This is a genomic window from Serratia sp. CoH_134_PS_4 (assembly GCF_058190535.1).
This window is the reverse complement of sequence record NZ_JBXWKI010000018.1, coordinates 64,968-84,804: the sequence shown is the minus strand read 5'-3', so window position 1 is coordinate 84,804 and position 19,837 is coordinate 64,968. Positions and strand designations below refer to the sequence as shown.

Here is a 19,837-nt window from a genome sequence, read left to right as displayed (position 1 = left end):
AATTAGACAATAATGCATTCCACAATGAATGCAATCAATTCATTAACAAATAGATACCAGATTTAACAACTTATATTTTACAATTAGCCACCTGATGTTATTATTAATTTTGAATCACTCTTTTAACATAGACAGGAAGGGTATGCATGAACCGTAGAAATCTCGTAAAGACAATAATAGCAGGAACATCTGGTATTTTAGCGGGTAAGGTTTATGCCGCAGATAAAGTGAATGGCATTATATCAACAAATGCTGAAAATGATTTATCAGCCAGCAATAGCTTATCTGTTTTATCTTCAAAGCTTTCTAGTTACGATGGAGCCAAATATATTGGAAGGTGCCCCGACATTGATAATTTGAGAAAAATAACCCCCCAGTTCTCAGGTCAAAAAATAGACGTTGTGAGTTTTTATTCAACTAACAATATTATATCATCTGGGGGGGGGAGAGTTCTATGCTGTCCAATCGAAAGACTTGAAGGAAAAAAGTGGCATAGTAATTAGAGTGGATGATAATTGGTGTTGGATTAGGGTTGACTCTGTTTCTACCAACATATGGCCAATTGAGTGGCTTGGGATAAGAACTGGCTCAACTCAATATGGAGAACAAAATTCTATTATTTTACAAGAATCTATGGTTAATAACTATAGAGTAGAATTAGTGTTTCCAAGCGCAATGACATATTTAAAGCCTGGAGTTATAAAAATCCCTAGTAATTGGGCTGGGGTTCTTCGAGGAAGTAATACTAGAAATTGCATTATCCGTCCCAGCGAGGATCCTAAAGACCCTAACGTTATACTGATAGAATATAATGCAGAAAAAAAGTTTAGCTGGGGATTGAGAATCGAAAACCTATCTTTTGATGGTATTAACTTCACATTGAGTGCACTCAGATTAACAAATGTTGCCTATGTCTATACTAACAATGTACAAATATATTCTTTCCATGGCTGCAATCTTTGGTTGGATAAAGTTCAAGACTCTGTTTTCGAAGCCACTAATATTCAAGATGGTGGTTATTCAAATGGTGACCCATCTGACAATACAAAAACGACCCATCCAGCATTGCTACTAACCAGTACAATTAAGAATGATGCTTGTAATATGATAAGATTTAATAACTGCCAGATTGAGAATAATAAATGCAGCCCCTATGTACGCATAACTAATGGGATTGGTCTTATGTTTCACCAGACACATGCTGAAATCAGAGATAAATGGAATTGGGGCAAAAGAGACTTTATGGAAATAGGTAGCGCCGACGTACAAATATCTGAGCATGCAGGTTCTAGGTTCAAAAATGCTTTACTGATTAAAGGGTACGGCAAAACAATCGTTTCAGGTGGCCGTGGCATTGGAGGTAACATTATAACTCAAGCCGATGGTAAAAGAGGTACATTAGCACTATCCAACTGTCTTGTAGGTAAAATAGAAATTTCGGCCTATAACGGAAACCACCAATTTTCAAATGTTGTAGCATCTGATGTTATTATTAAGAATACCGCCGGTTCTATAAGATGGTTTGGCGGAACGTTAAGTTCTCTTTTGGTCACAAATACATCGCCACAATCTCAGGGCACACATTTTGATGGCATATTAGTGCAGAATAACGTAACGTTTCTTGAAGAGAAGAATAACACATCCTCATCTCATTCTTTTGTAAACAGCACCGTTTTAGGTAATATGACATTTAACTGTAATAACAGTATCTATTATGCTAATAACATTGCCGGAAATGAAACGATCGCAATGGAACAACGAATTTCAATCCCAAGTAATGTTCGTATCATGCATGGAAATACGGCACCAACATCAGGCAGCTTTAGCCAAGGTGACCGAATTGTAAATAGCGCTCCAACAGCAGGTGGATGGGATGGTTGGCGATGTGTAGAGGCAGGAACCCCCGGTGTATGGAAAGGATATGGAAAAATATCTGACTAACATCCATTAACGTTAAAAATATGGGGGCATTGCCCCCATATTTTGACTTTAAAGCTTATCAAGCAGTTTTTTCAGATCCTGGCCTTCGCGCGAATCCTTGTTCTTATCAGCCCACTTATTCAGCGCCTCTTTCGCCCTGTCCTGCAGCGTTTTACGCAGTATCTGATCAACCTGTAACTGGTAGTTGAGCTGGCTCCACGGGCCGTAAACACGCAGCGGGATAGGCGTTTTCTGCAGCTGTTCGATCAGATCGCTACGCCCTTGCCAACCGCCCGTTACTCGTACATTCAGCGCCATATCACACTGCTTACCTGGCATATCCACCGTACCGCTACCACTCAGATTCAACAATGGCGAATCTGCACCCAACTCGGTGAATTTTACCGTACCGCTATTCAAACTCGCTTTTGCCGACAGTTGCTTCACTTCGGTATAACGTTGGTAATCTTTCTGCCCACTCACGCTGCTGTCGTTGCGTGCCACCGCTTGCTGAATCAACTGCTGAATATTCAGGCCGTGCAGTTGCGCATCTTGCATTGTCAATTGAGCGGTTCCTTGCCAACGCCGCTCAAACGACTGTGATGTCAAACGATCGCCCGTCAAATCCCCTTGCATGCTGAGTTTGCCGGTTAATACCTGTGGCATGTCGAACGCTTTCAGTACAGTGCCCAACTCAACCTGCCGCACTACCGGCTTCACGGCGATCACTGGCCGGCTGTGGCGTGCATCCAGCGAGCCAGGCAACGCGAAATCGCCCCCGGCCAGCTGCCCCGAGAGTGAATGTACCGTCAGCAAACCCTGCTGGTTTTCCGCTTGCGTTGATAAATGGACAATATTCATGCCGCGATAGGTGAGTTGATCAACGCTCAAATTAAGCTGTGCGTTAAAGTCACGCAGTACTTCAAGATTTTGCTGTGGATCGTCCATTTGATTGGCAATCACCGGCGCAGATGTCGTGCCTGGTGTTTGCTGTTCTTGTGAACCGGACTTGGACTGCCAACCAGAAAGTGCGTCCAAATCTACTGCAGTGGATGTCAAATTCAACACATAGGCAGGCACGTCACCCATCTGCACGCTGGCCCCGCCCGAGAATTGGCTGTCATTGGCGCTGAGGGTCAGCTGGCTTAACGCGACTTGCTGCGGCATTTGTTGGTACACCATCTGAGCGCTGCCATCACCCTTGATGCCACCGGCCAAAATATCCGCACCTTCAAGTTGGTAATTGAGTTGGCTGATATTGGCCGCAATGCGTCGCGGATATTGCTGCAGATCGATATCCGCCACCATGTTGAAAGTCAGATCGCGTTGATCACGATTCACCCGACTGGAAAGTTCCATTTGCGCCTGGCGTTTGGCATTTTGCTTCAAGGTGAGATTAATATCGCGAACGTTGATTTGTTCGTTGTTGGCACGCTGCCAGATCAGCAGACTGTCCACAACCTTCAGATTATCAATGTCAAACTTCCATGGCGTATCTACCGACTCTGCAGAATTGCCCGCAGGCGCGATAGGTGCATTGGGTTGATTTTGTTCTTCGCTGTCGGGCGTAAGGCGGATGACGGCATTTTTCAGCATTACCTGTTTCACAAACAGCTGATGCGACAACAACGGCAGCAATTTAACGTCAAGGCGCATATTATCCGCGCTCACCACTGGCGCGTTGGCCCCAGGTGCGGTCAGCGTCATGCGCCCTGCCAGAATGCTGAGCTGCGGCCAAATATGCCAGCGCAGATCGCCATCCAATGTCAGATGATAACCGCTCTTTTGTTCGACCTTCGTAACCATATAGGCACGAAAATCATTCGGATTAACCAAAAGCACCAGCGCGGATATTCCGGCCACCAGCACCACCAGTAAAATCGCCAAAGTCGTCAGTAATCTTCTCATGCCATCCTCTTGTCAGCGCCACACTAACCCGACCACCAGCGCGGTTAGTCCTTGTCAATTCGACTGGCTACTGCACCCTGTTGATCGCGGTATTTTGCATCCTGGCGGCTATTGTAAGGACGTGCTGCCGGTCCGGACAACGGTTCAAAGCTTAACGCACCGATCAGCATACCCGGACGCAATGCCAGCGGCAGCTTACCCGAATTATAGAACTCCAGAACAATGCGGCCCTGCCAGCCCGGATCGATACGGTGTGCGGTTACGTGAACCATCAACCCCAAACGCGCCAAGGAGGAGCGGCCGTCCAGCCAACCCACCAGATCGTTCGGCAACGTTACCGACTCCAAAGTCACTGCCAGTGCCAGCTCACCCGGGTGCAGGAAGAAGGCCTCTCCTTCTGGCAGAACGATCTCATCACTCATCACGCGGTCCAACGCAGCGCTGACCTCGTCTTTCGGGCCACTCAGATCGATAAATGCCGCAGTATGACCGCGGAACACACGGAACTGATTGCCTAAACGGACATCCACTGTGGCCCCGTTAATACGCTCAATCGGCGGACGCGGTGAAATCACCAGTTTTTCACAATCCAGCCAGGCTTCTATATCACGGTCGCACAGTCTCATCTCTTCATCTCCATCAAGGCGTGTCACTAAAACAAAAATTGCCACACAACGGGCGAAAGGTCTACGCCGCAGCGTAAATAGTTGCCCGCAGGCCGGAAACCAGGGGTTTCCGGCCATTGAGCAGCATTACTCAAAGAATTGGCTAATTTTGGCTTTTAGAATGTCGATCGCAATACGGTTTTTCCCACCGCGTGGAACGATAATGTCGGCGTATTGTTTGGAAGGCTCGATAAACTGCAGGAACATAGGGCGGACGGTTTTCTGGTATTGCGCCATCACCGAATCCATCGAACGGCCACGTTCATTCACGTCACGCTTCATTCGACGCATCAAGCAAATGTCCAGCGGCGTATCGACAAAAATCGAGAAATTCATTTCCTGACGCAGACGGATATCCGTCAACAGCAGGATCCCCTCAAGAATAATCACCTTTTTAGGTTCCAGGTGAATGGTCTCTTTCTTGCGTGTGTGTTCAGTGTAACTGTACAGCGGTAACTCTATCGCCTTGCCCGATTTCAGCATTTGCAAATGCTGGAACAGCAGGTTGTGATCCATGGCACTCGGGTGGTCATAGTTTGTTTTGACCCGTTCTTCCATGGTTAGATGAGTCTGGTCTTTGTAGTAACTGTCTTCAGGAATCACGCCGATGTGTTCATCGCCAACCTGATCGCGAAGTTCACGATATAACGTACTGGCGATAAGGCTTTTTCCGGAGGCAGATGCGCCAGCTATACCAATAATGACGCACTGATGCGGCTTGTCAGTCATAAAATTAAAGACCTGATTTCGTAGTGTGAAGGAGGGGAACTAAAACGCGACAATTATAGGGAGTTAGCGGGCATTGCGCCAGACTATATTGTTGGCAACGGAGCGCTATCTCTGGTTATTTCGCCATAAGTGGCATTCATCGGTTTTAAGATTATTGCGTCTAGGGCAATCCAGCGTCACAGGGTAAACTCCGTGGCTTGATGATTATCCTTGAAATAGGATTTTGCATTTCACCGGAGACTAACGTGCTGGACTGGCATTTTTTGACATTTTTTGGCGACAGCATGTTGCTGTTGCCCTGCTCGCTGATTCTTTTTGCCGTACTTGTTGCCTCACGTGCGACCCGTACCGCTGGCTGGCAATGGGCGCTGATCTTCGGCTGCGCCGGTGCTGTAGTGTGCGTATCCAAGCTCGCTTTCATGGGGTGGGGCATTGGGATAAAAAGTTATGACTTTACTGGCTTTAGCGGCCACTCCGCGTTGGCGGCCAGTATCTGGCCGGTTCTGCTCTGGACGCTGACCGGGCGTTTTTCACATGCAGTACGCAGCATGGCGCTGGTTGTGGGGCTGGTATTGCCTGTCACCATAGGGCTATCACGGTTAGCTATCCACGTACATTCTCCTTCAGAGGTGGTGAGCGGCCTGATACTTGGCTATCTGGCCAGTACGCTATTTTTGTGGTTGCAACGCGGCAAGCCTCGCCCTCAGCTCTCTACACCGCAGATTGTCGTGGCATTGGCCTTGCCAATGGCACTGATGGGAGTACGGCAACCTGCACCAACGCAAGGATTGCTGGAACATATTGCTACTGTCTTGGCGCAGGTAGAGCGCCCGTATACGCGGGCGGATTTGCACAAACAGGCTATAGCCCCATAAACAAAACCCCGGAACTTGTCCGGGGTTTTGTTTTTAAGCCAGCGGTGTGATTACAGCGCGCGGAAAGAGATCTCCGTCGGGATTGCTTCACCCTGCCAGTACATTTGTGCGGCAACACGACCGGCAAGTTGACGGTACAGTTCGGCAAACTCACTGTCCGGGCGGCTGATCACCGTCGGCTCGCCGCGATCCAAATCCTCGCGCAGTGAAATATGCAGCGGTAATTGCCCCAACAGCCGACTGTTATATTTCTTCACCAGCTTCTCAGCCCCACCGGTCCCAAAGATGGGCTCGTGATGACCGCAATTGCTGCAAATATGCACGCTCATGTTTTCCACTATGCCCAAAACCGGCACGTGAACTTTTTCGAACATGACAATACCTTTAGCAGCGTCAAGCAACGCGATGTCCTGCGGTGTGGTCACCACTAAAGCCCCGGTAACCGGGATATTCTGCGACAACGTCAACTGGATATCGCCGGTGCCTGGTGGCATATCCAGCACTAAATAGTCCAGATCCGGCCAAAGCGTATCCTGCAACAGTTGCATCAGCGCTTTACTGGCCATAGGCCCACGCCAGACCATGGCGTTATCGTCAGTCACCAGATAACCAATCGAATTGGTTGCCAGGCCATGCGCCACTATCGGCGCCATGTGCTGACCGTCTGGTGACGTTGGGCGTTCATTTTCAGTGCCCAGCATATTCGGGATCGACGGGCCATAGATGTCAGCGTCCAAAATACCGACTTTGGCCCCTTCCGCTGCCAGCGCTAATGCCAGGTTAACCGCCGTAGTGGATTTACCCACCCCGCCTTTACCGGAACTGATAGCAATAATATTACGCACGCCTTTGATGCCGGCCTGATCGTTCGCACGTTTCAACGTAGTGATATCGTGCTTCAGTTTCCAGTCGACAGCCTCAGCGCCGGTCACGCGCAGTAACTCTGCACTGACGGTGTCCTTCAGCACCTCGAAACCGCTCTGCCAGGCGAATGGCATGGTCAATTCAATATGCAGTACATTGTCCAGCAGCGCGCAATGGTGAATGGCCTTCAGCGCAGTCAGATTGTTTTTTAACGTCGGGTGTTCAAAGGCGGCCAATACTCCGGTCACCAGGGCACGCAGAACTTCGGGGTTAGTCTGCTCAGGGGATTTTGCGCTCATCCCGGCTCCTTGATTTTGAATGGATAGCTTCCCGTCTAGCATATCAGAACTGCGCGCCCGCCGACGCATCTCTGCATAAAGAAACCGCCCTAGCCGTAGCGGACACGATCGGGTAACATCGAAGACCCTTTTTATTCATTACAGAAACCAAGTTCTCACTATGGCTCAAGTCGCGAAAAAATTATTGGTGACGTGCGCGCTACCGTACGCAAATGGTTCCATCCATCTCGGCCACATGCTCGAGCACATCCAGGCAGATATCTGGGTTCGTTACCAACGAATGCGCGGCCACGAGGTTCATTTCATCTGTGCGGACGACGCGCACGGCACGCCGATCATGCTGAAAGCTCAGCAGTTAGGCATTCAGCCAGAAGAAATGATTGCGGAAATGAGCCAGGAGCACCAACAGGATTTCGCCGGTTTTGGCATCAGCTATGATAACTATCATTCAACCCATAGCGATGAGAACCGTGAGCTGTCGAGCCTGATTTATGGTCGCCTGAAAGAAAACGGCTTTATTAAAAACCGGACAATTTCTCAGCTGTACGATCCGGAGAAAGGCATGTTCCTGCCTGACCGCTTCGTAAAAGGCACCTGCCCAAAATGCAAATCACCGGATCAATACGGTGATAACTGTGAAGTTTGCGGTGCAACCTACAGCCCGACCGAGCTGATCGATCCGAAATCCGTGGTCTCTGGCGCTACGCCGGTATTACGCGATTCCGAGCACTTCTTCTTTGATCTGCCTGAGTTCAGCGCCATGCTGCAAGCCTGGACCCGTTCAGGTGCGCTGCAAGAACAGGTTGCCAACAAGATGCAGGAGTGGTTTGAATCCGGTCTGCAACAGTGGGATATTTCACGCGATGCGCCGTATTTCGGCTTTGAGATCCCAGACGCACCTAGCAAATACTTCTACGTCTGGCTGGATGCGCCAATCGGCTACATGGGCTCATTCAAAAACCTGTGCGACAAGCGTGGCGATCTGGACTTTGACGAATTCTGGCGCAAAGACTCCACCACCGAGCTGTACCACTTTATCGGTAAGGACATCGTTTATTTCCACAGCCTGTTCTGGCCAGCAATGCTGGAAGGCAGTAACTTCCGCAAACCGACCAACCTGTTCGTACACGGTTACGTGACGGTGAACGGCGCCAAGATGTCCAAGTCTCGCGGCACCTTTATCAAGGCCGGTACCTATCTGCAACACCTGGATGCCGATTGCCTGCGTTACTACTATGCCGCCAAGCTGTCTTCACGCATTGACGATATCGACCTGAATCTGGAAGATTTCGTGCAGCGCGTGAACGCCGACATCGTCAATAAAGTGGTGAACCTGGCTTCTCGCAACGCTGGCTTTATCAATAAACGCTTTGGCGGCCAACTGGCCGACAAACTGGCTGACCCTGCGCTGTACCAAACCTTCGTTGACGCGGCGCAAAGTATTGCCGACGCCTATGCCAGCCGTGAGTCTGGCCGGGCAATCCGCGAAATCATGGCGTTGGCCGATCTGGCTAACCGTTATGTGGATGAGCAGGCACCCTGGGTTGTGGCGAAACAAGAAGGCCGCGATGCCGACTTACAAGCCATCTGTTCAATGGGCATCAACCTGTTCCGTGTATTGATGACCTACCTGAAGCCAGTGCTGCCGTCGCTGAGCGAACGTACCGAAGCTTTCCTCAACTGTGAGCTTAGCTGGGATAGCATTCAGCAGCCGTTACTGAGCCATCAGGTCAATCCATTCAAAGCGCTGTTCAACCGTATCGATCTGGACAAAGTCAATGAAATGGTAAGCGCGTCGAAAGAAGACATGGCGGCGGCTAAAGTTGTCACCGGTCCGCTGGCTGACGATCCCATTCAGGATACGATCACTTTTGACGATTTCGCCAAGGTTGATATGCGTATCGCACTGATCAAAAGTGCCGACTTTGTTGAAGGCTCGGATAAGCTGCTTAAGCTGCAGTTGGATCTGGGCGGTGAAATGCGTCAGATCTTCTCAGGCATTCGCTCCGCTTACCCAGAACCCAAAGCGCTTGAAGGCCGCCTGACCATCATGGTTGCCAACCTTGCACCACGCAAAATGCGCTTTGGTATTTCCGAAGGTATGGTGATGGCTGCCGGCCCAGGTGGAAAAGAGATCTTCCTGCTTAGCCCGGACAGCGGCGCACAACCAGGGATGCAGGTGAAATAACACCTTTTCTCCTGCCATAAGGGTCGAGCTTGCTCGGCCCTTTTTATTTGCATTCCCTCACGTTAACGCCTCACCGTCTCGTTCGGCGAAGGGCAATGCCAGATCCATTGCCCGTTACGGGGCTCCGATATTACAAGTAGACGTCCAGAAGGAAAGACTGCTATAAATAGCGTCTTACCGGGATAGATCTCACCTGCTTTCGGAGCCAATAATAATGAAAACCTTAAAGACCCCGCTGCTGGCTATTGGCCTGCTGACCGTTTTGCCGCTGTTCGCGGCAGAAACACCCACGCCAGTACCTGCGGCCATCGCGCAACATCAGGGACCGATCCGTATTGCGGTAATCCGTAATTTGGGATCTGACGACAACACCACCCAGTTTCTCGCCGGTACGCTTCAGGAGGGTCGGAAGCTGGGCTTTAAGGTCGATACCTTTCTCAGCAATGGTGATGATGCACGTTTCCAAGATTTCGTAAACCAAGCCATCAGCCAGAAATATGACGGTATTATCCTCTCGCAGGGGCGCGCGCCTTATTCGACCGAGCTGGTCAAACGCATTGCCGCAGCAGGCATTGCCGTATCCGCATTTGATACCGATATCAGCGGCAGTATTCCTGGCGTCACAGTTTCACAGCAAGATGACGCCTCGCTGGCGAATGAGTCCTTCGGACAGTTGATCAAGGACTTCAACGGCAAAGCCAACATTATCAAGCTCTGGGTCGCTGGCTTCCCGCCGATGGAGCGCCGTCAGGCAGCCTATCAACAGTTGCTGAAACAAAACCCGGGCATTCATGAGCTGGAATCGATTGGTGCTGTCTCATCCGACGTACAAGGGGATACCGCCAATAAAGTGGGTGCTGTACTGGCCAAATACCCGAAAGGCAAGATTGACGCTATCTGGGGCACCTGGGACGCCTTCAGCCAAGGGGCTTATAAAGCGCTGAAAGAAAACGGCCGCACCGAAATCAAACTCTACAGCATCGACATATCCAATCAGGATCTGCAACTGATGCGCGAGGCCAACAGCCCATGGAAAGTCAGCGTGGCAGTGGATACCAAGCTCATTGGTGCAGTCAACTTACGTTTGGTGGCGAACAAAATTGCCGGCGAACCGACGCCGGCAACCTACGAATTTAAAGCCGCATCTATCCCGCAGGCACTCCTGGTCAGTCAGCCTGGTCCTGTCAATGTCGCCAGTTTGGCTAAAATTATTCCGGGCTGGGGCAGCAGCGATGCTTTCATCCAGCCTTGGTTCGCCACGTTGCAGACCAAAACAGGCCAATGAGCCCATTCCACTGAGGCTATTCCGGTAGCCTCTTTTTTCACACAATTCCCTATTCCCCCCTTCTTTGTTGGTTAAAATACGCTATGTTATCCCTATTGGGTTAATAACTGTATGCATGAACAGGTCTGACATGAAGGGATTCCCACCACTGATCAACGCACTGCTGGCGAGTTCGCTGGTCTTAACCATCGGCCGCGGCGTGACTCTGCCATTCATTACCATTTATCTTACCGGGCATTTTCACCTGCTGCCGAAAAGTGTCGGGATTATTCTGGGCATCAGTCTGGCAATCGGTATTTTCGCCAGTTTGTACGGCGGTTACCTGGTGGATAAATTCAACAAGAACACGCTCATTCTGACGTCCATTCTGCTGTTTGCCCTGAGCTTTTTCGCTATCCCTTGGATCCCGCGTCCGGGCGGCATCATTGTGGTGTTGGCTATCCTGCATACTGCCTATTCCGTACTGGGCATTACTATCAAGGCCTGTTTTGCCGACTGGCTGCCGGTTGCACAGCGTATCAAAGCCTTTTCCATCAACTACACGCTGGTGAACGTGGGTTGGGCGGTAGGTTCATCACTGGGCGTGATGGTGGCAGGGCTGAACCCATTGTTACCTTTCTACCTTTCCGGCGGGTTGGCTTTACTCACGGTGACAACCTTGAATTTTAGCCTGCGCCGACAGCGCGTTCCCTCCCCACCAGCAAGCGATGTGATACCTACCGCACCGCCGAATTTCCGCCAGACGCTGAAAATCCTGCGTAACGATCGTCGGCTGATTTACTTTACCCTTGGCAGTACACTCGGGGCGGTCGTTTTCGGCCAGTTCACCGGCTATTTGTCGCAATACCTGATTACCGTTTCGAATGCAGAGTTCGCCTATCAGGTGATTGGCGCAGTGATGATCGTCAACGCCTGTATCGTTATTGCCCTGCAATATGTGCTGAGCCGAGGAATGCGTCAGGAAAACATGCTGCGCTGGCTGGCGCTGGGCACGCTATTTTTCATTCTGGGGCTGCTGGGGTTTTGGTTGGCAGGGCAATCGCTCTGGCTCTGGATCGCGGCCATGGCGGTATTCACATTGGGGGAAATCATTGTGATCCCTGTGGAGTATATGTTTATCGATTTTATCGCGCCGCAGCATCTCAAAGGCAGCTACTACGGCGTGCAAAACCTCAGTGCATTGGGCGGCGCCATCAATCCGGTGCTGTGCGGGTTTATTCTCAGCTACACGGCACCATACATGATGTTTATGATGTTAATAGCCGCCGCGTTATTTAGCCTGTTATTCTTTTTCCTCGGGCACCGCCTGGCGCAAAAACAGCAGTTGGACACCCATAATGCTGTCAGTGCAGAATGAGCATGCGGCTTAATGACGACTGTCAACCGGCTCAATCGGCATAGTCGTCATAGAGCGAATTCATGGTGTGATTTGTGGCTAAGGTCACAGTTTAATTGTATGATGAATGCATCGGTTAAACAGGATTAAGTTATGACCAAGCTACTCACTCTGTGCTGGAAATACCTGAGGGCAATCGCCCTTATCTACCTTTGTTTGTTTATCGGCAATGCGCTCGCGGCATTGTTGCCGATCGCCATTCCCGGCAGCATTATCGGTATGTTGCTACTGTTCGCCCTGCTTTCCACACAAATTATGCCGGCCAAGTGGGTCAAACCAGGCTGTCATCTGTTGATCCGCTATATGGTGCTTTTGTTCGTGCCCATCGGTGTTGGCGTGATGAAATACTATGACCAGATTATCGAACACCTCGGCCCACTGGTGATCTCTTGCGCCGTAAGTACTCTGATGGTGTTAGTCGTTGTCGGCTATACCTCGCATTATTTCCATCGAGAACGCCGCATCGTCGGCAAGTCTGATGCAGCGGAGGGCGAAAAATGATCCATGAAATCTGGTGGTCATTGCCGCTGACGCTAGCGGTCTACTTCGCAGCACGCAAGCTGGCCCAATGGCTGAATATGCCACTGCTCAACCCATTACTGGTGTCAATGGCGGTGATTATTCCCCTGCTATTGCTGACGGGCATTCCTTATGAGCGTTATTTTCAGGGCAGTAAAATCCTCAATGACTTGCTACAACCGGCCGTAGTGGCACTGGCTTACCCGCTTTATGAGCAACTGCACCAGATTCGCGCTCGCTGGAAGTCCATCATCGCCGTCTGTTTTATCGGCAGCATGACGGCCATGATCAGCGGTGGTGCTATCGCATTATGGATGGGGGCCACACCGGAGATTGCCGCGTCCATCATGCCTAAATCGGTCACGACGCCCATCGCGATGGCGGTCGCAGAATCGCTTGGCGGCATTCCGGCGATCAGCGCCGTCTGCGTTATCTTCGTCGGTATTCTCGGCGCCGTGTTCGGGCATACCTTGTTCAAAATATTAGGCATCACGACCCGCTCGGCACGTGGGTTGGCAATGGGGACAGCATCACATGCGCTGGGCACGGCGCGCTGTGCGGAAATGGACTATCAGGAAGGTGCATTCGGCTCACTTGCGTTAGTCATCTGCGGGATCATTACCTCGCTATTGGCGCCGTTTCTGTTCCCGGTGTTGCTGCACCTGTTCGGTTGAAAGGCTTAAAACTTGCGATACGTCCCGCAATTATGCATTTCATTGCATTGATTTCATCAATAAAGAGATTTTCATCACACTTTATTCGCACTGAGCTGCCTAGAATGTTATCCCGTTAACCTGTAGAGAGAGTTTCTATGCACCCGCGTTTTCAAACCGCTTTCGGTGAACTGCCCGCCACATTGCAATCCGCCCTATTACCTTATATTGATGCGCCTGATTTTCCGGCCATGTTTAAGGCAGAACAGGTGGATGCAATCAAGCAGCGCTGCGGGCTGGATGATGATGCTCTGGCATTTGCTCTGCTGCCCCTGGCGGCGGCCTGCTCGTTAGCCCCGATCTCCAAGTTCTATGTCGGTGCCATTGCCCGCGGACAGAGCGGCAATCTCTATTTTGGCGCCAATATGGAGTTCAGTGGCGCGCCGATGCAGCAGACCATTCATGCCGAACAGTGTGCCGTAACCCATGCCTGGCTGCGCGGCGAAACCGCCCTGGTCTCCATCACGGTGAACTACACGCCTTGTGGCCACTGCCGCCAGTTTATGAACGAACTCAACAGCGGTACCGCTCTGAAAATCCGCCTGCCTGGCCGTGAACCTGCAACTCTTGGCGATTATCTGCCAGATGCCTTCGGCCCCAAAGACCTGGATATCACCACACTGCTGATGGATCGGGTCGATCACGGCTTCCAACTGACGCTAACCCACGAACTGGAAAAAGCCGCACTGGCCGCAGCCAATCAGAGCCATGCGCCCTACAGCAATGCGCACAGCGGGGTTGCGCTAGAAGCCGAAGACGGTACCATTTACACTGGCCGCTATGCTGAAAACGCCGCGTTCAACCCAAGTCTGCCCCCCCTGCAAGCCGCGTTAATTCTGATGAATGTCTCCGGCCGCGATTGCCAAAAAGTGAGCCGTGCAGTGCTGGCTGAACCGGAAAGTGCCATTCTCACACAATGGGATGCTACGCGCGCAACGCTGGCCGCCCTCGGCTGCCAAGACGTCAGCCGCATCACGTTCTAATCCTGCCTCCTGGCGGTGCTGCCTGGCACCGCTGTTAACAGCCCCGCAAGCCGATTACAATGGCATTCACGTCTTAAAACACTTTCTTTAGTTAAATTAGGACGTGATCGTCGATAATTGCGCCAATTTACCTCATGATCCGATAACAATTGCTGTACATATTTTCCCGATCTTTTAGGATCTACCCCATAAAGTTATCCGATACGTTGAAGAGCTAAAGCCATGGAACTTGAATACGAAAGCAAACGCCCCCTCTACATCCCTTATGCTGGCCCTATTCTGCTGGAATTCCCGCTGCTGAATAAAGGCAGCGCCTTCACTGAAGAAGAACGTAGCCATTTTAACCTGCAAGGCTTACTGCCTGATGCCGTAGAAACCATTGAGGAACAAGCAGAACGCGCCTATCGCCAGTACCAGGATTTCAAAAACGACAGCGATAAGCACATTTACCTGCGTAACATTCAGGACACCAACGAAACTCTGTTCTACCGTCTACTTGACTCACACCTGAGTGAGATGATGCCAATCATCTACACACCGACGGTGGGTGAAGCTTGTGAGCATTTCTCCGATATTTATCGCCGTGCGCGTGGGCTGTTTATTTCCTACCCGAACCGCGATCGCATTGATGACATGCTGCAAAACGCCACCAAGCAAAACGTCAAAGTGATCGTCGTCACCGACGGTGAACGCATTCTCGGCCTGGGCGACCAGGGCATCGGCGGCATGGGCATTCCTATTGGTAAGCTGTCTCTGTACACCGCCTGCGGCGGTATCAGCCCCGCCTATACCCTGCCGGTAGTGCTGGATGTCGGGACCAACAACCCACAACGCCTGAATGATCCGCTGTACATGGGTTGGCGCCACCCGCGTATTTCTGGTGATGAATACCACGCTTTCGTAGAAGAATTTATTCAGGCCGTAAAACGTCGCTGGCCGAATGTGTTGTTGCAGTTCGAAGACTTTGCACAGAATAACGCCACCCCGCTGTTGAACCGCTACCGCAACGAAATCTGCTGCTTTAACGACGATATTCAGGGTACCGCAGCCGTCACGCTTGGCAGCCTTATCGCCGCCAGCCGTGCGGCGGGCAGGCAACTGCGTGATCAAACCGTAACCTTCCTTGGTGCAGGTTCCGCCGGTTGTGGTATTGCCGAGCAAATTATCGCGCAGATGAAATCCGAAGGCCTGAGCGAAGATGAAGCCCGCGCGCGCGTCTTTATGGTCGACCGTTTTGGCCTGCTGACCGACAAGCTGCCTAACCTGCTCGATTTCCAAAGCAAGCTGGTGCAAAAAAGCGAAAATCTGGTCGAATGGCAGACAGAAAGCGATGCCATTTCACTGCTGGATGTCGTACGTAACGCCAAACCAACCATTCTGATTGGCGTTTCTGGTCAGCCGGGCCTGTTCACCGAAGAGCTGATCCGCGAAATGCACAAGCATTGTTCGCGTCCGATCGTGATGCCATTGTCCAACCCGACTTCCCGCGTGGAAGCGCGCCCGGAAGACATCATCAACTGGACCGATGGCGCAGCGTTAGTGGCAACCGGCAGCCCATTCGCCCCCGTGAGCTATAAAGACCAGCTGTTCCCTATCGCCCAGTGCAACAACTCCTATATCTTCCCAGGGATTGGTTTGGGCGTTCTGGCCTCCGGTGCCACACGCGTTACCGATGCCATGTTGATGGCCGCGAGCCGCGCACTGGCTGAATGTTCGCCGTTAGCGACCGATGGACATGGTGCCTTGTTGCCGGATATCGATGATATTCAGGGCGTGTCGAAATGCATCGCAATGGAAGTCGGCAAAGCGGCTCAACTGCAGGGAATGGCCGTCGTCACCTCTGAAGAAGCGCTGTCAAAAGCCATCGAACACAACTTCTGGCGTCCGCAATATCGCAGCTACAAGCGCACCTCATTCTGATTGATAAAGATGAAGCAGATAAAGCCCGGTTAACCGGGCTTTTTTTATGGGTAACATTGCCTAAAAATGCCGCGTAATGCGCGCTTGAGAGAGGGACAAGCTTGCTTCAACCAGTCAGGTAAAGTAGCCTTGAACCATCTTTTTTGGCCCCTGTGCGCGTAAGGCAATAACATGTGGAAACGCCTGATCATCAGCCTGTTCATCATTACTGCACTGGTGATGGCTTCAGCTCTCGCGCTTGATCGCTGGATCAGCTGGAAAACCACGCCTTACATCTATGACGAGCTACAAGGTCTGCCCCATCGGCAAGTGGGTGTGGTACTCGGCACCGCCAAGTATTACCGTACCGGCGTAATCAACCAATATTACCGCTACCGCATTCAGGGAGCGATCAACGCCTACAACAGCGGTAAGGTAAAATACCTGCTGTTGAGCGGTGACAATGCCCAGCAAAGCTACAACGAACCTATGACCATGCGCCGCGATTTGATTGCAGCAGGCGTGGCGCCCAGCGACATCGTGTTGGATTATGCAGGGTTCCGCACGCTGGATTCCATCGTACGTACCCGAAAAGTGTTTGATACCAACGACTTTATTATCATCACGCAACGCTTCCACTGCGAACGTGCGCTGTTTATTGCGTTGCATATGGGGATCCAGGCGCAGTGTTATGCGGTACCTTCACCGAAAGATATGATGACGGTGCGTGCTCGCGAGATCTTCGCCCGCCTTGGCGCACTGACCGATCTGTACATTCTCAAACGCGAACCCCGTTTCCTTGGCCCGCTGATCCCCATTTCCGCCATGCATACCGTACCTGAAGATGCTCAAGGTTATCCGGCGGTGTCGCCTGAACAGTTGGTTGAACTGGAACACAAGCTGGCAGCTGAAAAGCAAAAGGCCAAATAGTCTTAATCCCTTCGGTCAAAACAATAACGGCCAGCAGGTGCTGGCCGTTTCCATCCCTGAACCGCGACTATTTTTTCTTGGCGTACTTCAGTGAATCCAAGGCCACGGCAAAGATAATAATGCCACCCTTGATGATGTACTGCCAGTAAGGGTTAACACCGATATAGGTGAGTCCATAGTTGATGACGGTGAAGATGATCACCCCGGTCACCACCCCCAGCACCGTCCCCACCCCACCGGCAAAGGACACGCCCCCCACCACACACGCGGCTATCGCATCCAGCTCATACATAAAGCCAAGGTTGTTGGTGGCACTACCGATACGGCCCGCTTCCAATAACCCCCCGAAGGCATAGAATACGCCGGACAGCGCATAAATCATGATCAGGTTCAGCGGCACGTTCACGCCTGACACCTTTGCCGCCTCTGGGTTACCGCCAATAGCGAAGATATTTTTACCGAAGCGGGTCTTGTTCCACAGGATCCAGACAAAAATAATCGCAATGATGGCGTAGAAGGTAATGTACGACAGCTTAAAGTCCCCGAAACGCAGGAATCCTTGTGCAAAGGTCGAGAACTTGGGATCAAACCCCGCCACTGGGGACGCGCCGACAGAGTCGTAATACAGCGAGTTAATGCCGTACACGATAATCATGGTACCCAGCGTCGTAATAAAGGGTGTCACATTGAGATAAGCAATAATCAACCCGTTAACCAAGCCGATCACGGCGCCAACGGCACACACCAGCAGGATCACCAGCGGAATCGACCAGGTTTCCATGTGCGGGAACACTTTATTGACGTTATCCATTGACTGCAATAACGTCGCCGCGATCACCGCCGCCAACCCAACCTGACGCCCGGCTGACAGGTCAGTCCCCTGCGTGACAATCAGCCCCGCTACGCCCAGTGCAATAATGATGCGCACCGAAGACTGAGTCAGGATGTTACTCAGGTTCATTAAACTGAGGAATGTCGGATCCTGGATAATAATAATTGCCAGCAGCACCAGCAATACCACGTAAATGCCACCTTCCTTAAAATAGGTGAACAAAGTTTTCTTATTCAGCGCGTTCATAATTCTGATCCTTAAAGGTGCAGGGATGCGAGACGTAAAATTTCATTTTGCGAGGTCTGTTTGGTATTAACGATGCCCGCAACCTGACCATTACTCATCACCAATATTCTGTCGGTAATTCCCAAAAGCTCCGGCATTTCAGACGAGACAATAATGATCCCCTTGCCCTTCTTCGCCAGTTCGGTCATCAATTGATAAATTTCGAATTTGGCACCAACGTCGATGCCGCGCGTCGGTTCATCCAGCATTAATATTTCCGGCTGAGTCAGCAGCCAGCGGCCGATGATCACCTTCTGCTGGTTACCGCCGGACAGCGAACCAATATTGGTATGATGACCGGGTGTTTTAACCCGCATAGCATCGATCACCCACTGGGTATCGCTTTTCATTCGCGCGTTGTCCAGCAGGCCGATTTTATTTTTATAGTTGCGGATATTGGAGATCAGCGAGTTGAAGCCAACGTCCAAATAGGCGTAAATCCCGGTGGAACGACGCTCTTCCGTCACCAAGGCAAAACCGTGGTTTATCGCTTCATTCGCGCTGTGGTTGTTGATGACTTTGCCGTGCAGCTTGATGGTGCCAGCGATTTTCTCACGAATGCCGAACAGGGTTTCCACTATGTCGGTACGTTTGGCCCCCACCAGCCCGGCAATGCCGAGGATTTCCCCCTGATGCAGATCGAAGGAAACATCGCGAATCGAAGGCTGACGCAACGACGTCAGGTTCTTCACCTCCAGGATCACCTCGCCCGGCGTATTCTGCCTGTCTGGGAAGCGCTGGCTGAGCGAACGCCCCACCATCATTGAGATGATCTTGTCCATATCCAGCCCTTCCAGCGGCTGGGTGGCGATCCACTGACCATCGCGCAGAATGGTGATTTCGTCGCACAGTTGGAAGATTTCTTCCATCTTGTGCGAGATATAAACAATGCCGCAGCCGCGCTCTTTCAACTTGCGGATAATGGTGAATAAATGATTCACCTCTTTTTCCGTCAGTGACGATGTCGGCTCATCCATAATGACAATTTTAGCGTCGTAGGAGAAAGCCTTGGCAATTTCGATCATCTGCATTTGCGATACCGATAACGTCCCCACTTTATCCCGTGGATTAATATCAATATCCAACTCGTCAAATATCGCCTGAGTGTCTTTAAGCATCTTGTCCTGATCGACAAACATGCCCTTGGTCGGGTAACGCCCCAACCACATGTTGTCCATCACGGTACGCTGCAAGACCAGGTTTAACTCTTGATGAACCATTGAAACACCGTGTTCCAATGCCTCTTTAGAGCTTTTGAAATCAACTTCCTGGCCCTGAAAAATAATACTGCCGGCATCTTTTTTATAAATGCCAAACAGGCATTTTAATAATGTCGATTTCCCCGCGCCGTTCTCCCCCATTAACGCATGAATGGAGTGCGGACGAACACGCAGATTCACATTATCCAATGCCTTGACGCCGGGAAATGACTTACTGATATCGGTCATTTCCAGTAAAAATTCGCGTGGGCTGTCGGCCATAAATACACCTGGCTTGTCGGTCTTTTAATAATAAATGCCCCGTTTGCGGCTTTCCTGGTGTTGGCG

At 51.0% G+C, this 19,837-nt stretch carries 17 protein-coding genes; 11 read left to right on the top strand and 6 right to left on the bottom strand.

Annotation, left to right across the window (positions count from 1 at the left end; genetic code table 11):
• The first annotated feature begins 146 nt into the window (after positions 1-146).
• Both AC2FCQ_RS22115 and AC2FCQ_RS22110 read left to right on the top strand, forming a co-directional pair.
• Positions 147-503, top strand: coding sequence for a hypothetical protein (locus tag AC2FCQ_RS22115; protein ID WP_490308973.1), 357 nt, complete (start codon positions 147-149; stop codon positions 501-503).
• 1 nt (position 504) lies between these two features.
• Positions 505-1,941: a hypothetical protein gene (locus AC2FCQ_RS22110; RefSeq protein ID WP_490308974.1), complete on the top strand. Its 1,437-nt coding sequence runs from the start codon at positions 505-507 to the stop codon at positions 1,939-1,941.
• A 48-nt stretch (positions 1,942-1,989) separates the two neighbouring features.
• On the opposite strand, the gene asmA is transcribed toward AC2FCQ_RS22110, so the two are convergent.
• The 3 genes from asmA to udk all read right to left on the bottom strand — a co-directional run bounded on the left by asmA (position 1,990) and on the right by udk (position 5,222).
• The gene (gene asmA / locus AC2FCQ_RS22105) at positions 1,990-3,828 is read right to left on the bottom strand and encodes an outer membrane assembly protein AsmA (protein ID WP_490308975.1); all 1,839 of its coding nucleotides are present in this window, start codon (positions 3,826-3,828) and stop codon (positions 1,990-1,992) included.
• Between the two features lie 44 nt (positions 3,829-3,872).
• A complete protein-coding gene (gene dcd / locus AC2FCQ_RS22100) occupies positions 3,873-4,454 on the bottom strand; it encodes a dCTP deaminase (protein ID WP_012006010.1) in 582 nt (193 codons plus the stop codon).
• Between the two features lie 126 nt (positions 4,455-4,580).
• On the bottom strand, positions 4,581-5,222 hold the full coding sequence (udk, locus tag AC2FCQ_RS22095) for a uridine kinase (protein WP_004942376.1): 642 nt from the start codon (positions 5,220-5,222) through the stop codon (positions 4,581-4,583).
• A 245-nt stretch (positions 5,223-5,467) separates the two neighbouring features.
• Here udk and AC2FCQ_RS22090 point away from each other — a divergent pair, with 245 nt between their 5' ends.
• Entirely contained in the window at positions 5,468-6,097 is a 630-nt protein-coding gene (locus tag AC2FCQ_RS22090) for a phosphatase PAP2 family protein (protein WP_209632445.1), read from the top strand.
• Positions 6,098-6,147: 50 nt separating this feature from the next.
• Here the strand turns inward: AC2FCQ_RS22090 and apbC are convergent, their stop codons facing one another.
• Entirely contained in the window at positions 6,148-7,260 is a 1,113-nt protein-coding gene (apbC, locus tag AC2FCQ_RS22085; RefSeq protein ID WP_209632444.1) for an iron-sulfur cluster carrier protein ApbC, read from the bottom strand.
• 160 nt (positions 7,261-7,420) lie between these two features.
• Between apbC and metG the strand changes: the two genes are divergently transcribed.
• The 8 genes from metG (at position 7,421) to sanA (ending at position 17,173) form a co-directional block, all read left to right on the top strand.
• On the top strand, positions 7,421-9,448 hold the full coding sequence (gene metG / locus AC2FCQ_RS22080; protein WP_490308976.1) for a methionine--tRNA ligase: 2,028 nt from the start codon (positions 7,421-7,423) through the stop codon (positions 9,446-9,448).
• 214 nt (positions 9,449-9,662) lie between these two features.
• Entirely contained in the window at positions 9,663-10,733 is a 1,071-nt protein-coding gene (locus AC2FCQ_RS22075) for a sugar ABC transporter substrate-binding protein (protein WP_490308977.1), read from the top strand.
• Positions 10,734-10,863: 130 nt separating this feature from the next.
• Positions 10,864-12,090 carry an MFS transporter gene (locus tag AC2FCQ_RS22070; RefSeq protein WP_265555330.1) on the top strand — a complete coding sequence of 409 codons (1,227 nt, stop codon included), beginning with the start codon at positions 10,864-10,866 and terminating at the stop codon, positions 12,088-12,090.
• A gap of 132 nt (positions 12,091-12,222) precedes the next feature.
• The gene (locus tag AC2FCQ_RS22065) at positions 12,223-12,630 is read left to right on the top strand and encodes a CidA/LrgA family protein (protein WP_490308978.1); all 408 of its coding nucleotides are present in this window, start codon (positions 12,223-12,225) and stop codon (positions 12,628-12,630) included.
• Positions 12,627-13,322 (top strand): CidB/LrgB family autolysis modulator, encoded by a 696-nt coding sequence (locus tag AC2FCQ_RS22060; protein WP_209632439.1) that lies wholly within the window; start codon positions 12,627-12,629, stop codon positions 13,320-13,322. Before AC2FCQ_RS22065 ends, AC2FCQ_RS22060 begins: the two co-directional genes overlap by 4 nt.
• 137 nt (positions 13,323-13,459) lie before the next feature.
• Positions 13,460-14,344, top strand: coding sequence for a cytidine deaminase (cdd, locus tag AC2FCQ_RS22055; protein WP_265555335.1), 885 nt, complete (start codon positions 13,460-13,462; stop codon positions 14,342-14,344).
• Positions 14,345-14,566: 222 nt separating this feature from the next.
• A complete protein-coding gene (locus AC2FCQ_RS22050) occupies positions 14,567-16,264 on the top strand; it encodes an NAD-dependent malic enzyme (RefSeq protein WP_209632437.1) in 1,698 nt (565 codons plus the stop codon).
• 171 nt (positions 16,265-16,435) lie between these two features.
• Positions 16,436-17,173, top strand: coding sequence for an outer membrane permeability protein SanA (gene sanA / locus AC2FCQ_RS22045; protein WP_490308979.1), 738 nt, complete (start codon positions 16,436-16,438; stop codon positions 17,171-17,173).
• A 67-nt stretch (positions 17,174-17,240) separates the two neighbouring features.
• On the opposite strand, the gene mglC is transcribed toward sanA, so the two are convergent.
• Entirely contained in the window at positions 17,241-18,251 is a 1,011-nt protein-coding gene (mglC, locus tag AC2FCQ_RS22040) for a galactose/methyl galactoside ABC transporter permease MglC (RefSeq protein WP_012005998.1), read from the bottom strand.
• Positions 18,252-18,262: 11 nt separating this feature from the next.
• Positions 18,263-19,771, bottom strand: a complete 1,509-nt coding sequence (gene mglA / locus AC2FCQ_RS22035; protein ID WP_209632435.1) for a galactose/methyl galactoside ABC transporter ATP-binding protein MglA — start codon at positions 19,769-19,771, stop codon at positions 18,263-18,265.
• Positions 19,772-19,837 lie beyond the last annotated feature (66 nt).

Excerpts from the sequence above, each read along its gene's own strand:
- AC2FCQ_RS22115 (WP_490308973.1), top strand. The coding sequence starts at position 147 with ATGAACCGTAGAAATCTCGTAAAGACAATAATAGCAGGAACATCTGGT.
- asmA (WP_490308975.1), bottom strand. The coding sequence starts at position 3,828 with ATGAGAAGATTACTGACGACTTTGGCGATTTTACTGGTGGTGCTGGTG.
- dcd (WP_012006010.1), bottom strand. The coding sequence starts at position 4,454 with ATGAGACTGTGCGACCGTGATATAGAAGCCTGGCTGGATTGTGAAAAA.
- udk (WP_004942376.1), bottom strand. The coding sequence starts at position 5,222 with ATGACTGACAAGCCGCATCAGTGCGTCATTATTGGTATAGCTGGCGCA.
- apbC (WP_209632444.1), bottom strand. The coding sequence starts at position 7,260 with ATGAGCGCAAAATCCCCTGAGCAGACTAACCCCGAAGTTCTGCGTGCC.
- metG (WP_490308976.1), top strand. The coding sequence starts at position 7,421 with ATGGCTCAAGTCGCGAAAAAATTATTGGTGACGTGCGCGCTACCGTAC.
- AC2FCQ_RS22075 (WP_490308977.1), top strand. The coding sequence starts at position 9,663 with ATGAAAACCTTAAAGACCCCGCTGCTGGCTATTGGCCTGCTGACCGTT.
- AC2FCQ_RS22070 (WP_265555330.1), top strand. The coding sequence starts at position 10,864 with ATGAAGGGATTCCCACCACTGATCAACGCACTGCTGGCGAGTTCGCTG.
- AC2FCQ_RS22065 (WP_490308978.1), top strand. The coding sequence starts at position 12,223 with ATGACCAAGCTACTCACTCTGTGCTGGAAATACCTGAGGGCAATCGCC.
- AC2FCQ_RS22060 (WP_209632439.1), top strand. The coding sequence starts at position 12,627 with ATGATCCATGAAATCTGGTGGTCATTGCCGCTGACGCTAGCGGTCTAC.
- cdd (WP_265555335.1), top strand. The coding sequence starts at position 13,460 with ATGCACCCGCGTTTTCAAACCGCTTTCGGTGAACTGCCCGCCACATTG.
- AC2FCQ_RS22050 (WP_209632437.1), top strand. The coding sequence starts at position 14,567 with ATGGAACTTGAATACGAAAGCAAACGCCCCCTCTACATCCCTTATGCT.
- sanA (WP_490308979.1), top strand. The coding sequence starts at position 16,436 with ATGTGGAAACGCCTGATCATCAGCCTGTTCATCATTACTGCACTGGTG.
- mglC (WP_012005998.1), bottom strand. The coding sequence starts at position 18,251 with ATGAACGCGCTGAATAAGAAAACTTTGTTCACCTATTTTAAGGAAGGT.
- mglA (WP_209632435.1), bottom strand. The coding sequence starts at position 19,771 with ATGGCCGACAGCCCACGCGAATTTTTACTGGAAATGACCGATATCAGT.